The 15,199-nt window shown below is 54.7% G+C and carries 12 protein-coding genes; 2 read left to right on the forward strand and 10 right to left on the reverse strand.

Going from position 1 to position 15,199, the window contains the following annotated elements; all coding sequences use genetic code 11:
• Positions 1–177: 177 nt before the first annotated feature.
• From JRF57_00235 to JRF57_00280, 10 genes are all read right to left on the reverse strand, one after another.
• Positions 178–1,572, reverse strand: coding sequence for an aminopeptidase P family protein (locus JRF57_00235; protein MBW2302118.1), 1,395 nt, complete (start codon positions 1,570–1,572; stop codon positions 178–180).
• 133 nt (positions 1,573–1,705) lie between these two features.
• On the reverse strand, positions 1,706–3,004 hold the full coding sequence (locus JRF57_00240) for a hydantoinase B/oxoprolinase family protein (protein ID MBW2302119.1): 1,299 nt from the start codon (positions 3,002–3,004) through the stop codon (positions 1,706–1,708).
• A complete protein-coding gene (locus tag JRF57_00245) occupies positions 2,943–5,396 on the reverse strand; it encodes a hydantoinase B/oxoprolinase family protein (protein ID MBW2302120.1) in 2,454 nt (817 codons plus the stop codon). The genes JRF57_00240 and JRF57_00245 overlap by 62 nt, the downstream gene beginning before the upstream one ends.
• A gap of 127 nt (positions 5,397–5,523) precedes the next feature.
• The gene (locus JRF57_00250) at positions 5,524–6,477 is read right to left on the reverse strand and encodes an ABC transporter ATP-binding protein (protein MBW2302121.1); all 954 of its coding nucleotides are present in this window, start codon (positions 6,475–6,477) and stop codon (positions 5,524–5,526) included.
• A 53-nt stretch (positions 6,478–6,530) separates the two neighbouring features.
• A complete protein-coding gene (locus JRF57_00255; protein MBW2302122.1) occupies positions 6,531–7,508 on the reverse strand; it encodes an ABC transporter ATP-binding protein in 978 nt (325 codons plus the stop codon).
• A 6-nt stretch (positions 7,509–7,514) separates the two neighbouring features.
• Positions 7,515–8,429, reverse strand: a complete 915-nt coding sequence (locus JRF57_00260; protein ID MBW2302123.1) for an ABC transporter permease — start codon at positions 8,427–8,429, stop codon at positions 7,515–7,517.
• Positions 8,430–8,441: 12 nt separating this feature from the next.
• The gene (locus JRF57_00265; GenBank protein ID MBW2302124.1) at positions 8,442–9,458 is read right to left on the reverse strand and encodes an ABC transporter permease; all 1,017 of its coding nucleotides are present in this window, start codon (positions 9,456–9,458) and stop codon (positions 8,442–8,444) included.
• A 46-nt stretch (positions 9,459–9,504) separates the two neighbouring features.
• Complete coding sequence (locus JRF57_00270) at positions 9,505–11,121, reverse strand: ABC transporter substrate-binding protein (protein ID MBW2302125.1); 1,617 nt, start codon at positions 11,119–11,121, stop codon at positions 9,505–9,507.
• A 297-nt stretch (positions 11,122–11,418) separates the two neighbouring features.
• Entirely contained in the window at positions 11,419–11,754 is a 336-nt protein-coding gene (locus tag JRF57_00275) for a cupin domain-containing protein (protein ID MBW2302126.1), read from the reverse strand.
• A gap of 16 nt (positions 11,755–11,770) precedes the next feature.
• Positions 11,771–12,403 carry a cupin domain-containing protein gene (locus tag JRF57_00280; GenBank protein MBW2302127.1) on the reverse strand — a complete coding sequence of 211 codons (633 nt, stop codon included), beginning with the start codon at positions 12,401–12,403 and terminating at the stop codon, positions 11,771–11,773.
• 247 nt (positions 12,404–12,650) lie between these two features.
• On the opposite strand from JRF57_00280, the gene JRF57_00285 reads away from it, so the two are divergent.
• Positions 12,651–13,430: a hydantoin racemase gene (locus JRF57_00285; GenBank protein ID MBW2302128.1), complete on the forward strand. Its 780-nt coding sequence runs from the start codon at positions 12,651–12,653 to the stop codon at positions 13,428–13,430.
• A gap of 237 nt (positions 13,431–13,667) precedes the next feature.
• Entirely contained in the window at positions 13,668–15,143 is a 1,476-nt protein-coding gene (locus tag JRF57_00290) for a 6-phosphofructokinase (protein MBW2302129.1), read from the forward strand.
• Positions 15,144–15,199 lie beyond the last annotated feature (56 nt).

Raw genomic sequence — 15,199 nt, forward strand, 5'->3', positions numbered from 1 at the left:
ATCGCACTTTCCTCAAGGGAGTCTGTCCCCTTCGAGATGGTCTAACCGTTATAAAACTCGGGGAAAAATGTAAAGCACTTTCTGGGGCCTTTGTTAAACGGATCTCAAGTTTGGTGAAGACATGCCTGCTGGGGCGGGTGCAAGGGACGCAGGACTTTCAGGAATGAGCCGAACAGCTTACGACCTCGAGGTCATGAGTTCCTCAACCTCGGCCGCCGCCTTGGGAATAGTCAGGCTCAACACCCGACATCCCTCTCCGGTGATCAATATATCGTCCTCCAGGCGGATTCCCCCGAAATCCAAGTAGCCCGACACCTGATCGTAATCGATGAACTCGACGAATCTCTTCTCGCTCTGCCATCGGTAGATCAAGGGTGGGATGAAATAACAACCCGGCTCAACAGTCAGCACCATCCCCGGTGCCAGACTGCGACCGAAACGAAGATAAGACAAACCGAACTGGTCGCTCCGGGAAACCAGGTCGTCGTAACCGACGTTGTCCTCACCTAAGCCCTCCATATCATGCACGTCCAGGCCAAGGAGATGCCCCAGCCCGTGGGGAAAGAAAAGGGCGTGGGCGCCGGCTTTCACCGCTTCCTCGGGATCGCCCTTCATCAGCCCCAAATCCGTGAGCCCCGAGGCGATGACCTTTGCCGCCCCAAGATGAACCTCCCGGTAAGTGAGGCCCGGTCTGGCCGTTTCCACGGCATAGGTGTTGGCCTGATAAACAATGTCGTAGATTTCCCTTTGACGGGTGGTGAATCGACCGCCGATTGGATAAGTCCGGGTAATGTCGCTGGCATAGTGAAGTTCGCTCTCCGCCCCGGCGTCGATGAGCAACAGCCGGCCCTGGCCCAACACAACATCCCTGGGAAAAAGATGGAGTATCTGACCGTCGGTGGTCACTATGGCGTTAAATGGGTTTCCCCCACCTCGAATGGCGGCGATTTCCCGAATAAGAGAGGCAAGCTCCCGCTCGGTCACGCCGGGTTCTGCCCGTCCCACGGCCGCCTGGAACATCTCGCCCGCGATGGCCACCGCTTTTTCAATTTCTGCGATCTCCTCCTCCCCCTTGATGGAACGGAGCGAGACCACCGCCCGAATCAATTCCTTTGATACGAAACCATCCACAGCCGCTGGCGGAACCGACAACATGCCTGCCAAGGTCAGGCGGTGGTCGGCCCGGTAAGGCGGTAGAAGTCGCAGGCGGCGGCCTTTTTCGACGGCATCTTTCAAAAAATCAGCCAGATCTGAAAACGGTCTCACCCCGTTCACACCGGCCCTATGGGCCTCCACGGCGAGAGGGGTTTTGGGTCCACTCCAGACGATCTCTTCCAGATCACAGTCGTCGCCGAAGACAAAATCCCTGCCCTCATCCAGATCCAACAATCCTACCAGCCCCGGACGATCCAAACCGAAAAAATAAAGGAAGGAACTGTCCTGGCGGAAGGGATAAACATTGGCCGGGTAATTGATGGGCGATTCCAGATTCCCCAAAAAAAGGACCAGGCCTCCGGATAATGCTTTTCTTAATCCGCTACGTCTTTTCTGATAGGTTTCTACTGGAAACATGGGGCTTTTCTTTCCTGTGTCTCAAGCGGAGCCGAAAATCCGTAGATTCGCCCCGCCTGCTCTAAAGGATTAAAATCCATTCTTCAAATCCGCCCATCCCCTTGGGCAGACTCAGGGGTCGTTGGTGTTTATGTCAATCGCCGGAGCGTTGACTCAGGGCGTAATATTTTTCGGCCTGCTCCCGGCTGATGTAGCCGTTCTTCAGGTCTTCCAGGACAAGCTCCACATCGCGTTCATTCGGATCTCCCCATCCGGCCCCTGTGGCGGTCTTGATCCGAATCACCTCACCTTTGGCCAGGCTCAGGCCGGAGACGACCGAGTAGCGCTCGATGGTGCCGTCGTTGCGGACCACCTCGATGTAATTCGGTGAGCCTTTGCGGCCGCCCTTCAAGGGCCAGGGTGGAAACTTGGATCGGGTGTATGCCACCGTCAACCAGGCGTTGTCCGAACGGATGCGGTATTCTATGCAGACGCCCTTTCCGCCTCGGTATTTGCCTTCTCCCCCTTCCTCGTCGTGGAAACTGAACCGGTCGACGGTCACCCCATAACGGGCTTCGGCCACCTCGGCCGGGCAGTTATAGGTCTCGCCATGGAAACCGGAGAACATTGCCGGATTGCCGTCACCGGATACTGATTCGCCCCAGCCGCCCAGCTCCGGCTCGATCACGCTGTAGTGCCGGCCGGTATCGGGATGGATGCCGCCGAAAAGGGTTCCGCAGATCGAGGCAAAATGGCCGGCGGGCAACTTCTCGGGCATGGCTTCAGCCAGGGTCCGCCAGATAAGATCATACAAGCGGACGTCGTTCTCATAATAGATGCCCATGGCGGCCGGCCTCTCCGGATCGAAAATGCTGCCCTTTCTGGTCAGTACCTTCAGCGGCCGGAAGGTGCCGCCGTTACAGATCCGGTCGGCCGAGGTGATCGATTTCATCACCATTTGGGCGGCGACGACCGCTCCGTCCCGGCTGATGTTAAACGGTCCCGGGTCTTGATCCGGATTGTCCCTCAGGTCGACGATGAACTGATCGTCAGTGATCTCAACGGTTACTTTGTAAATTTTGCCGTCATCCTGCTCCTCGACGCAGGTGAACCGGCCATGGGGCAATTTTTTCAGGGCCTCCAGGGTGACCCGCTCACCATAGTCCATGTAAGCTTCAACGGCATGGAGGAAGGAGTGCTTGCCATACTTGTCGGCCACCTCCCGGATACGTCTTTCGCCAACCCTGATCGATGCCACACCGGCCCAGAGGTCGCCGGTCAGGAAATCGGGCATTCGACTGTTGGCCTTTAAAATTTCAAACACAGGCTGGATGGGTTTCCCCCTGGAAAAGAGCTTGATTGCCGGCAACTGGATGCCTTCCTGGAAAATCTCAGTCGCATCGGTTGACATGCTGCCCGGGGCCATGCCGCCAACGTCGTTCCAGTGGGCCATGTTGGCCGTCCGCCGTCCAGGCGATAATTTCGCCCTCAGCAAAGACGGGCATGGCCACGATGACGTCGTTCAAGTGAGTCACCCCGCCATAAAAAGGATCATTGGTGGTGAAGATATCCCCAGGCTCGATGGCGCCCGGGCTGTTGTGCTTTTCGATTATCTTTTTGACCGCCTTGTCAAGCATGCCCACAAAGGCCGGGATGCCGGCTCCGGCGCTGGCCAACTCGCCATCAGGTCCGCAGATGGCTGTGCCCATGTCCAGGACTTCGTATATGATAGGGCTCATGGCCGTCCGGCGCATGGCGGCGAACATCTCGTCGGCGGCCGCCTGGAGTGAACTCTGAATAATTTCAGTGGTTATCGGATCAAAGGAGCTTTTTTCCATGGCTAATCCCTCTTCTTCGATTACGGCCGGACCTGTGAACTTCATCCCCGGTTCCAGGAGGTCACCGTCGTAAATGACTGCTTCGTGAATACCGGCCTCGGTGAAGTCGACTTGTCGGCGACCCTTCTCCGCCTCGGCGAGCGAGCGTCCGGTAGGCTCGATCTTCTGGGGGTTGAGCCGGCCGACCTCTGCCACTGCGACCAGGTGAAAGCTTACCAGTTCCACCGGTGCTTCAAGCCGATAGGTGTATTCGCGTTCGTAATCGGTGTGGAAGTTCTCCTCGATCTCCTTGATCAAGTCAGGGCTGATCTCTCCCTGAGGCAATTCGACTTCGACGGTGTGCTCCTGATTCTGGTAGCGGAAGCGGCCGTAACGGATGAAACTGATCTTATTTCGGTCGATTGATTCTTTCTCGAAGTCCGCCAGAGCGTTTTCCTCCATCTGCTTCAAGACGGCCGCCAACCGGCCGGCTGGATCGGCGCTGGAGAGTTCGATGATTTGGGTCAGGATATAATCCCGCCGGATGTCGGTCATGAGCATGCCCCAGGCGGAAAAAACGGCCGACTGTTTCGGGATGATGACCTTCTTGATGCCCAGCTCGAGGGCCAAAGCACAGGCATGCAGGCCGCCGCCCCCGCCGAAGGCTATCAGCGTGAAGTCGCGCGGGTCGTGTCCCCGGTTGACCGAGACCAGCTTGAGGGCGTTGACCATATTGTTATTGGCGATGCGGATGACTCCCCGGGCCGCCTCTTGGCGCTCAAGCCCCAGCTTTGCGGCCAATCCGTCCAGGGCTTTATTGACCCCGGGCATGTCTGCGACAAGGGCTCCCCCGCAGAAGTAATCGGGGTTGATTCGGCCCAGGGCCAGGTTTGCATCAGTGGTGGTTACTTCTACTCCTCCCTTACCGTAAGCCACAGGGCCTGGCACTGCACCGGCACTCTGGGGGCCGACGTGCAATTTCCCGAATTCGTCCACCCAGGCGATTGAACCTCCTCCGTTGCCGATTTCAACCAGGTCTACCACCGGAACCATGATCGGATAGCCAGCCGAAGTCGGCGTGCGTTCGATCATGTAATCGGTGTTGATCTTGGCCTGACCATTGGTGATCAGGCCGCATTTGGCGGTGGTGCCTCCGATGTCCAGGGCGATAACGTTTTCCTCGCCGATGATCCGACCCAGGGCCGCTGCACCCCAAACACCCGAGGCCGGCCCGGATTCGACCATGGTAATCGGCACCTGGCGGGCATTGTCGACCGTGTCTACACCGCAGTTGGACTGCATAATGTACGGGCTTCCATTGAACCCGGCCCGGTTCAGACGCTCGATCAGCCGATCCAGATAACGGCTGGCAACCGGCTGAACGTAAGCCGACAGAACGGCTGTATTGGTCCGTTCGTATTCCCGCCACTCGCGGGTTATCTTGTAAGAGGCCACCACCGCCACCTCCGGCCAGAGTTCCTTTATCCTGGCCGAAGCGGCCTGCTCATGGACCGGGTTGGCGTAAGAATTGATGAAGCAGATGGCGATGGCCTCGACTCCTTCCGTCCTGAAGTCGTCGAGGATAGCTGGAAGTCCGGAGAGGTCCAGCGGCTTCAACTCCTCACCCTTATAAGAGATACGGCCGGGCACTTCCCGGCGAAGATAGCGGGGGACAAAAGGCTTGGGTTTGCGATAGTTAAGATTGAAAAAGTCGGGACGGTTGCCGCGGGCGATCTCCAGGATATCCCGGAATCCCTCGGTGGTGATCAGTGCGGTTTTGGCCCCCTTTCGCTCGGTAAGAGCGTTTATGATGACTGTAGTACCGTGTGCCAGAAAATCGATGGCCGAAACATCCAGGCCGCTTTGATCCAGTACGTCCATCACCCCTTGCTCAAAGTGCGGCGGAGTGGTGTCCGATTTGGCCGTTCCAATCCGCTGTGTTCCATCCTCGTCTTTTTGAAGATAGACCAGATCAGTAAATGTACCGCCCACATCGGTGGCGACACGAAGAATTCCCCCGGAACTCATCTGTTTACCTCCATATTGTCTTTCTGGTGATGCATTTCCTGAAAAATCTCGGCTTTGTCAACGATTACATTCAAACGAATACGATCGACTCTTTCCCCTCTCCCGACTTTTTTCTTGTCAGGAATCTCTACTCGTAGAGATGGCATCGCACCAGATGTCCCTCGCCAAGATCCTTGATCACTGGATCCACTTTCGAGCACACATCCATTTTTTTGTGGCACCGCAAATGAAACCCGCAACCGGGAGGCATGTTGACCGGACTCGGGATTTCTCCTTTTGAGATGACCTGGGCCGGCTTGAGCGCTTCTTCCTCTTCGGTGATGACCGGGATTGAAGAGAGAAGCAGTTGAGTGTAGGGATGCTGAGGATTTCGAAAAAATTCCCTGGTTGGCGCGATTTCGCAAAGCTTTCCCAGATACATGATCGCCACCCTGGAAGCGACATTGCGCATCAGGCTCAGATCATGTGTGATGAAGAGATATGACAGTTGGAACCTTTTTTGAAAGTCCCTCAACATGTTGATGATTTTTGCCTGAACCGAGACGTCGAGGGCCGAGGTCGGTTCGTCCAGAATGATGAATGAAGGGCTCGTTGCCAGGGCCCGGGCGATACCGATCATCTGCTTCTCTCCTCCTGAAAGCATAGGAGGATATTTGTAGATATAGTCCGGCGGCAATTGAACCAGTTCAAGCAGTTCGATGATCTTCTCGATGCGCTCCTTACGGTTTCTGCCTATCTTGTGAACCTTGAGGGGCATGTCCAGGGTCTGCTGCACAGTTCGGGCGGGGTTCAAGGAAGAGCCCGGGTCCTGAAAAACGATCTGCAGCCTCTTCTTCTGGGTCAACGTCCGCTTGGCGCTTTCCCGGCTGATATCCTCACCTTCAAAAGTGATCCTGCCGGAAGTAGGCCGGTAGGCGCCGACCAGGGTGTAAGCGACCGTGCTTTTGCCTGAACCGGATTCTCCGACCAGCCCGAAAGTTTCCCCCTTGTTGATGGAGAAGCTGATGCCGTCAGCGGCCTTGACCAGGCCTTGTTGGGTGGGGAAATGTTTTTTCAAGTCTTCAAGGACCAGTATACTCATGATCAACCGTCACTTGCTCGATTTTCGAAAATGCTCTTCAAAGTGGCATACCTTCAGGAGTAAAGATGACAAGCCACCTCGTGCTCCGGACCCACCTGGATGTTGGGAGGCTTTTTTTCCCTGCAAATGGGCGTTGCCTTTTCACACCTCGAATGGAAACGACAGCCGGGCGGAGGGTTGAGGTACTCGGGGATGCGCCCTTGTATGCCCTGGCCGATGCCGCCTCCTGTCAGGCGGGGTGCGGCGGCCAGCAGTACCTGGGAATAGGGGTGTTTTGGATCAGAGAAGAAGTCATTGGTTCTGGCGTTCTCGATCATAGTCCCGGCGTACATGACGTACAATCTGTCTGTCATTTTCCGGACCGCCCCTAAGGAATGGGTGATGAGGATAACGGAAGTCCCCTTTTTTTCGACCACTTCATTAAGCAGCCGTAGAATCTGATCCTTGATGGTAACGTCCAGGGATGTATCGGGCTCATCGGCTATGAGCAGAGTATTGGCGCTTAACAGGGCAAGGGCGATGCAGATTCTTTGGCGCATACCCCCGGAGAGCTGGATTGGATAGTTTTTGAGCACCCTTTCCGGATCAGGCAGGGAGACCTCTTCCAGGGCCTGTATGGCCTTGGCCATAACCGCCTCCTTACCTGTCTTCTCACCCAAAACGCCTGAATATCTGACCGCATCCCTTATCTGGGTGCCGACGGTGAAGACCGGATTCAGCGCTGCGGTCGGATCCTCGAAGATCATTGATATTTCTCTTTGTCTTATTTGCTGGAATTCGCGCCGACCCATCTTCAATATGTTTTTTCCCTTGAAGAGGATTTCGCCGCCAACGATTCGGGCCGGAGGTTGTGATAGAAGTTTTGTCACGGCCTTCATGGTGGTGGTTTTGCCGCAGCCCATCTCGCCGATCAGGCCGACCTTCTCTCCGGGCCAGATCTTCAGATTCACCCCATTGATCACCTTGAGCTGGCCTTCAAAAACCTTGAACCAGATCTTGAGATCCCTTATGTCGAGTAGTGGATCAGCCAATGATCTCTATCCCCTTTCAGAACCGAACATATCCCTGATTCCGTCTCCCAGCAGATTGAAAGACAACACCAGCAGCATGATCGCAAAGGCCGGGAATATGGAAATCCACCACTGATCGGGCAGGTATTTGCCGCCCTCGGCGACCATGCTTCCCAGGTCCGGAGTGGGTGCCTGGGCACCAAGTCCGACGTAACTCAAGGAGGCGCCTATGAGAATGACCCAGCCGGCGTCCAGGCTCATCTTGGTCAGAATGGGAGACAAGCAGTTGGGCAGGATCTCCCGGAACAATATGTGGAACTTACCGGCCCCGGTAAGTTCTGCAGCCTGAACGAAATACTCTCCTTTGAGCGAAGCGGTGACGTTGTAAATCATCCGGGTGTACCAGGGCCACCACATAAGACAGACGGCGATCATGGCGTTGAAAAGACTGGGCGTCAGGACCGAGCAAATGGCTAGAGCCAGGACCAGGGCCGGGACGGCGATGAAGATGTCGGTGAGCCGCATTATCACCGTATCTATCCAACTGTGTCGGTAATACCCGGCCAGCAGCCCCAAAACGACACCGACCGGAACGACCAGCGTCAAGACCATGCCGGCCATGGCCAGGGAGTACCGGAACCCGAAAAAGATACGGCTGAGGATATCGCGTCCGTAAATATCGGTGCCGCACAGATGCTTCAGGCTTGGCGGCTTCTTGGCCTCGGGAAAATTAAGGAACTTGCCGGCCGACGGCGGGTGGGGGGCGACCAGGGGTGCGAATACGGCGGACAGGACCAGGACGAGCACAGTGATGATGCCGATGATGGACAGCGGGTTTTTAGAGAATCTGTGCCAGTAACGGCGCATGTTCTCCCAGCGGACGCTTTTCGCCCGAGACATCACTTGATCGATATCGATGGTGGTTGTATCTGTCAGGCCCATGGCAGGATCCTTTCAGGCACGGTGACGCATTCTGGGGTCAAGAAAATCGACGATCAGATCGACGATAATATTGAGCGTTATGAATACCAGGCCGAAGACCAATATCGATGCGACCATGGCGTTCAGATCTTTTTGAAGAATGGCGTTCATGCCGTAACGGGACAATCCCGGCCAGTTGAAAATCAATTCAATCAGGAAAGCATTGCCCATCAAGCCGGCGATGTCCAATCCGTAGATGGATATGGTCGGGATGAGGGAGGGCTTGAGCAGGTACTTGAACATGATCACCTTCTCTGGAATACCGCAGGTCCGCTCAAGGGCGATGAAGTCCTTTTGGGCGTTATCACTCATCGAGGAGCGGGTGATCCGAGCCTCCTGGGCCATGGGGCCCATGGCCAGGCTTACGGCGGGTAGAATGACGTGCTTCAGGCCGTCCCAGAAGGCCTGGAAGTTGCCGCTCAGCAGGGAATCTATTGTCAACATGCCGGTAATTTCCGGCGGAGGGGCAATGCCTGAACTAAGCCTGCCTATGGTAGGCAGAATTTCCAGCCAATAACTGAAAATAAGAACAAAAAATATGGCGAAAACAAAAGAAGGAGTTACCACCCCAATGTAGGCGAACACCCTGACCACATTGTCTATCCAGGTATTGGCGAACCAGCCGGAGATGACGCCGAAAAAGACCCCCATCACTCCCATGATAACGGCCGCATAAAGGGCCAGTTCAAGACTGGCCGGGAAATACTCCTTGATATCCTCGGCCACATCCCGCCGGCTGATCAGGGATTCACCGAAATCCCCGCGAACCGCCCCCTTGATCCAGTAGTAATATTGAATATAGATTGGGGCGTTCAAATGCATTTCTTCCTGAAGTCTCTCAATGGCCCATTGAGGTGCCCTTGGGCCGAGCGCCATCCGGGCCGGATTGCCCGGCATGACCCGGGCGATCATGAACAGCAGGATGGACAGGCCGATCAGCACCCCGGCGGCGTAACCCAGACGCTTGGCGATGAACTTAAGCAGAGTCATATCCTAATTTTGGAAGGAGGCCTTGCCTCCTTCCATCCACTCCTGTTTACTTCAAGAGCTCGGCCCGTTTTTCAGGAAAGACCTTCATCAGGCGACCGACCAATGAATAGCCCATAATGGGAATACGCTCTCCTTTGGCCTCAGGCCAGTCGACATAGGCCGACTGGTAGGCCTGGCGGAGGGCCTGGTCGAAGATGAACAGGGTAGGGCAAAGATCGACTATGTAGTCCTGGATTTTATAGCATTTTTCAAACCGTTTTTTGCGATCCACCGTCTCCAGGGCGTCCTTGATCATCTCGTCGAATTTCTTGTCCATCAACCACTCGTTCTGCTCCCAGGTGGCGGCCGAGGAAGAGCCGTATCTGGCTTCCAGCAGTGAAATCGCCTCCGGGTAATGCGGCTGATCAAAGATGGTCACGATATGCGGACTGGTGTCGATGGCCGCGGTCTCCTCCACGACCGACATCCAAGGGACCTTGACCACTTTAACATTGATGCCGATCTCTGCCATGTTGGACATGAACATCAGGGCCACTTTTTCTTCGTCCGGCACCTCGGCCACCCAGTGGACCTCGATCGGGTATTGGTCGAGCTTGCCGTAATACTTGGACTTCTTCAGCTCTTCCTTGGCCTTGGCAAGGTCACGCTTGTACTGGTAGACGTTCGGGTTGAAACCGGGGACCACGTGGGGAATCGGCCCCCGTGAAACAACACTGCCGGGGAAGAGGTACTTGGGCACTGTCTCGTAATCAAAGGCGTATGCCATGGCCTTGCGGAAATGGATGCAGTCTGTGGGGGGCTTTTTGGTATGGATCATGAAGTAGAATTCACCGCCTGAGAAGCCTTGAAAGACATCAACTCCCTTGATCTTGTCCAGGGCCTGCAAGGCCTCGTCGGTCTGCCACTGGTCGGAAACCTCCAGTTCCCGCCGGGACATCAGGGTCCGTACGGTGGCCGCCTCTGTGGTCCCGAGCATGATGAATTCATCGGGGACATTGGGATCAAGAGGCAGCCAGTAGTCGGGCACCAACTCCAGGACCAACCGCTCCTCAACCTTGAACTTCTTAACTTTATAAGGGCCGGAGCCGGCGTCGTGGGTGACCAGCCATTTTTTTCCGTAATCCCCCATCTCACCGTAAGGCCCCGGCTTCTTGATGTGGGCCATTACCAAGTCTTTATTGAGGATGTAGAGCCGATACAAGGCGGACAGGAATGGGCCGAAGGGCTTTTTCAGATGGAAAACGACGGTGTATTTATCCGGGGCCTCTACCCTGTCCACGGTCCCGACGAAAATATGGGCGTATCCCTGGCCTATGGCCAAAAGTCGCTCCATGGAGAACTTTACGTCCTCGGCGGTCAGCTCCGAGCCGTCGTGAAATTTGATCCCCGGCCGAAGCTTGAAAGTCCAGACCAGATTGTCATCGGAGAGGCTCCAACTGGTGGCTACGTGTGGCTGAGGATCTCCGTTGGTGTCGGGAAAGGCCAAGGTGTCGTAAATATTCACCAGTGCGTGTGTGCTGGAATAATCCGAGCCTACTGCAGGGTCGATGTAAGTCGGCCAGGCCCATGAAGTTCGTAGCGGTCTTTCCGCGGCCAAGGCCGATCCTGAAGAGACCAAGACGATGATTCCGATGCATGCCAGTAATTTGATTACTGTTTTCATTTCTCCTGCTCCTTTTGCAATTAAAGGTTCTAAAGAGGCCGGTCATTCCTCCTCAACCCAGCAGGAATATCCGGCGCCCAAACCTCAACCTCTTTTCATCGTCTCGGAAAGGGCCGGGCAAAGAACCCTATAAGGCCGATGCCACCCTTTCAGGCTGTTGAAAAACTGCTACGCATACGGATTGTTTTTATTCGGCTCGAAATGCTCATTTACTGCCTGAAAACGGCCGTGCTTTTTCGCAGATACTACTCAACCTCCGAAGTGCTCGTGAATTTTTCAGTGCCTTGTCTAACTTTGCTAAGGCTCAATCAGGAGCCAGACTATTTCACAGACCGAGTCCGAATCGTTTATTGCATAATGCCTTTCGCCAGCCGGTATAAATGCCGCCTGTCCTTCGGAAAGAAGATATTCCTTCCCTCCACTCACGGTTCGAATACGGCCTCGAACAACGATGGTATATTCATCTCCAGAGTGGGCTCCATCCCCGCTCTCAGGCACCCTGGACTGAGGTTCGAAGATCACCGTTCCAAAAGAAAACCTGGTCATGTTGCCCAGGGCATCCTCGAATAGTGTTTTCAGGATCACTTTGGGTTTATTTTCGGCCTCAACATCAGCGACATCGATTACTTCCATGTATGAACCTTTCCTCTCAGTCTTCTTCAACTTTGTCACTCTCGCCTGAGGCCCTGTGGACCTTGGCGAACAACGGTTGGGTGCCGACGTTCAGACAAACGCACTCTTGGTCTGTGGGATTACCGTATTTGTGGGGGATGGTGGCATCAAAATGGATGGCGTCGCCTTCAGTGAGGGTGTACTCTTCATCGCCGACTTTGATGTACAAGACCCCGCTTATCACAAAGGCGAAGTCCTCACCTTCATGGGAAACAACTTCAGAGTCCCAACCGGGAGGGACGATCGTCATTACGCCGTTGATTCGGCAGTTGGGCAGATCGTTGCTCAGGCGGGCGTATCGTACCGGCGAGCCGTCGATCGAAAAAAAATTCCGGTTTTCCGCCCTGGCGACCAATCCCGTCGTCTGGGGGGTGGTTAAAAAATACTCAAGGCCCACGTCTATCGCATTGGCGATACTGACAAGCGAAGACAACGACGGGGTGGCCAAATTGCGTTCCAACTGGGACAGAAAGCCCACGGACAATCCGGCCTTTTCCCCTACCTCCTTTAGGGTAAGGTTTAACTGACGCCTCCGGGCCCTTATAGCCGACCCGATGTTGACCCCTGGCTTCATTTTTTTTGTATCAGACCCATTTTTCTTCGCGGACATGAACATTTCCTTTGGTTTGAATTTGAGCTGTCAACCTGGAGAAAACAACAGTATAAATGATTTACTGTGTTGATAATTTTTTCTATAGAGTCAAAATTTATTTGTCAAGGTAAAAAAATTTTACTATTTGTAATATTCGATTTGCCATCGTAAGGGTTGTGGTCGGTGTGGTTATAGTCGTCCTGATCAGGGTATGGCGATAAACGGGAGGAAAAGTTGAACCTTTATGTAAAAGGAGGGGGTTGGAATGACTAAAATCAGGATATTGTGGATCAATCCTGTGGGACACGATCTGTTTGACAAGCCCATCCAGGATTTCCTGAATGGGGCCAAGGAGGCCGGCACCGAGGTAGAGGTGATTTCCCTCAAGAGAGGGCCGCATCATTTGGAGTATCACTATTATGACGCCCTGGTTCTAATCGACACCCTGCATGCAATAAAAAAAGCGGAAAACCAGGGTGTTGACGGGGCTGTTATAGGTTGTTTTTACGACCCCGGCCTGCTGGAGGCACGGGAGATAACTACTCGTTTGGCTGTGACCGCGCCGGCTGAGGCGGCCATGCACATAGCCACTACCCTGGGAAACACCTTTTCCATTATTGTTGGTCGTAAAAAATGGATCCCAAAGATGCGCGGAAATGTATTTCATTATGGGTTCAAAGACCAACTGGCCTCTATCAAGCCGGTCGAGATGAACGTGTTGGACTTCCAGAAAGACCCGGCAGAAACCAAACAAAGGCTGAAAGCGGCCGCCCGGGAGGCGATAGAACATGATCGCGCCGAGGTGATCATCCTGGGATGCACCATTGAATTCGGTTTTTATGATCAATTACAGCAGGAACTGGGGGTGCCGGTCATTGATGCGGTTCTGGCGCCCCTTAAATATCTCGAGTTCCTGGTTGGTCTGAAGAAGAAACTAAACTGGGGGCACAGCAAAATTTACGGATATGAATCACCCGTGATCAATGAAATCAAGGAATGGAAGCTGGAAGAGCAATACACCCGCCCCGGCGTCTGGGACGGGTAAAGTCAACGACCCGAAGGGTGGAGAGTCGTTGTTACGCGAGCGCAAAGAGGGCCATTTTTTGGACGGGCATTAGTTGAAAATTCCATTGCCTACATCGTGTTGATCTTCTAAACTGATTTCCATCCATAAGTGGCCTTTTTATGCAATCTTCCGCCTTCGACACGGCTGCGGCGTGACAAGCGGCGTCAACCCGCCAAAGGTGGGTAAATCTGCGGGATTCCTTTTCAGGAGGGAGAAATGAAAGAAAAATTTAAAATCATGATCGTGGATCCCCATCCTGCCACAAGGAAAAACTACCGGGAAATCCTGGAACAGGACCGCGCTTTCCAGATCGATGAAGCGGGCAGTGGAGAGGAAGCCCTTAGAAAGGCTGGGAAAACGCCTCCCGATCTCCTGATCTGCGATCAGGATCTCCCTGACATGGAGGGTATCGCCCTTTGCAACCGCCTCAAGGGCGAAGGGAATACGACGCCTGCCGGTGCCTATGTGGTCGTGATCAGTTCAGGCGAAAAGGGGGTGGACCGGGTGAGACTCATCGACGCCGGCGCGGATGATCACCTCCTGAAACCCGTTCGACCTGATGAACTCCTGGCCCGGGCAAAAGTGGCCCAGAGAATCGTCGGTCTGATGCGAAAGACAGAGATGGAATCACGGAGGATGTTCCAGGAGATGGATGTCCTCTTGATCCAGGAAGGGGGCTGCGCTCCCGGGTACAATCCGGTTACGGCCTTTATCACCTACCACCTGGAGGCCATCGGAAGGGAAATCTTCGCCACGAGGGAAGGGTTTAAATCCCTGGTTTCCGGGAAGAACGAGGATTTCCTCAGGCTTGTCTACGACCCTGAACTTTACAAGAGACTGGATCACATTCCGGGTGTTTTTCACGCGGCGCCTTTGAGTGAATGGCGCGGCGCCCAGCTCCGAAGCGAGCGTTACCGGGATTTCCTGAAGCCCGAAATCCAAAAGAAGGCCGTGGCCACGATCCGGAGGAGGAAGGTCAAGGCCGTCATCGCCATCGGAGGGAACGGGACCTTTCGGGGCATCCGGACCCTTTGCGAAATGCTGTCCACTTCCATTCAGGCCTTCTTCATCCCGGTCACAATTGACAGCGACGTGGCCGGTACGGAATGTATCGGCCAGCACACGGGGGTCGAAATGGGGGCTGAGAGGATCCGGTGTTACATGGCCGATGCCAGGACCCACAAAAGGACTTACATCGTAGAAATGATGGGGGCGAACAGCGGTTTTCATGCCCTCCATTCCTGCCTTGGTGCCCGGGCCCATCTTGCTGTGCTCCCCAACAGCGTCATCGATCACCGCAAAGTGGTAGAAGCTCTTAATCAGAGGGACTCCTGCGTGATAGTGGTGGCAGAAGGGTACAAAAAAATGGAGAGGGAGGCGGAAGGAAGTTCAGAGAACGCGGCCGAATACTTTTACAAAGAACTTCTCCAAACAGGCCTTGAAATCAAGCGCCGGGTCGTCTGCGAGCCATTTTCCAGGGACATTCGGGGCGCCGCCCCGAACAATATGGATATCTCCCTTGCCCAGCGAATGGCCTTCAACGTGGCCTCCTACCTCAAGGCGGGGACCTCCCGCCTCATGCCGGCGGTGCAGTCCGGGAGGGAATACGCGATTCCCTTCAACGAGATCCAGACCGACAACATGAAGGAGAAGGCCCTGCTGGTCCTGGCCGACCGCCTGACGAACACGTAGAGTCATATCCATGCTTTCATGGTGAAAAGGTCCGGGATAAAGGTGAAAAGAAGCAG

The sequence above is a fragment of the Deltaproteobacteria bacterium genome, from assembly GCA_019310525.1.
Lineage (GTDB): Bacteria > Desulfobacterota > DSM-4660 > Desulfatiglandales > HGW-15 > JAFDEE01.

Bases quoted from the DNA above. Each gene is read 5' to 3' on its own strand.
- JRF57_00235 (MBW2302118.1), bottom strand. From the start codon at position 1,572: ATGTTTCCAGTAGAAACCTATCAGAAAAGACGTAGCGGATTAAGAAAA.
- JRF57_00240 (MBW2302119.1), bottom strand. From the start codon at position 3,004: ATGGCCCACTGGAACGACGTTGGCGGCATGGCCCCGGGCAGCATGTCA.
- JRF57_00245 (MBW2302120.1), bottom strand. From the start codon at position 5,396: ATGAGTTCCGGGGGAATTCTTCGTGTCGCCACCGATGTGGGCGGTACA.
- JRF57_00250 (MBW2302121.1), bottom strand. From the start codon at position 6,477: ATGAGTATACTGGTCCTTGAAGACTTGAAAAAACATTTCCCCACCCAA.
- JRF57_00260 (MBW2302123.1), bottom strand. From the start codon at position 8,429: ATGGGCCTGACAGATACAACCACCATCGATATCGATCAAGTGATGTCT.
- JRF57_00265 (MBW2302124.1), bottom strand. From the start codon at position 9,458: ATGACTCTGCTTAAGTTCATCGCCAAGCGTCTGGGTTACGCCGCCGGG.
- JRF57_00270 (MBW2302125.1), bottom strand. From the start codon at position 11,121: ATGAAAACAGTAATCAAATTACTGGCATGCATCGGAATCATCGTCTTG.
- JRF57_00275 (MBW2302126.1), bottom strand. From the start codon at position 11,754: ATGGAAGTAATCGATGTCGCTGATGTTGAGGCCGAAAATAAACCCAAA.
- JRF57_00280 (MBW2302127.1), bottom strand. From the start codon at position 12,403: ATGTCCGCGAAGAAAAATGGGTCTGATACAAAAAAAATGAAGCCAGGG.
- JRF57_00285 (MBW2302128.1), top strand. From the start codon at position 12,651: ATGACTAAAATCAGGATATTGTGGATCAATCCTGTGGGACACGATCTG.
- JRF57_00290 (MBW2302129.1), top strand. From the start codon at position 13,668: ATGAAAGAAAAATTTAAAATCATGATCGTGGATCCCCATCCTGCCACA.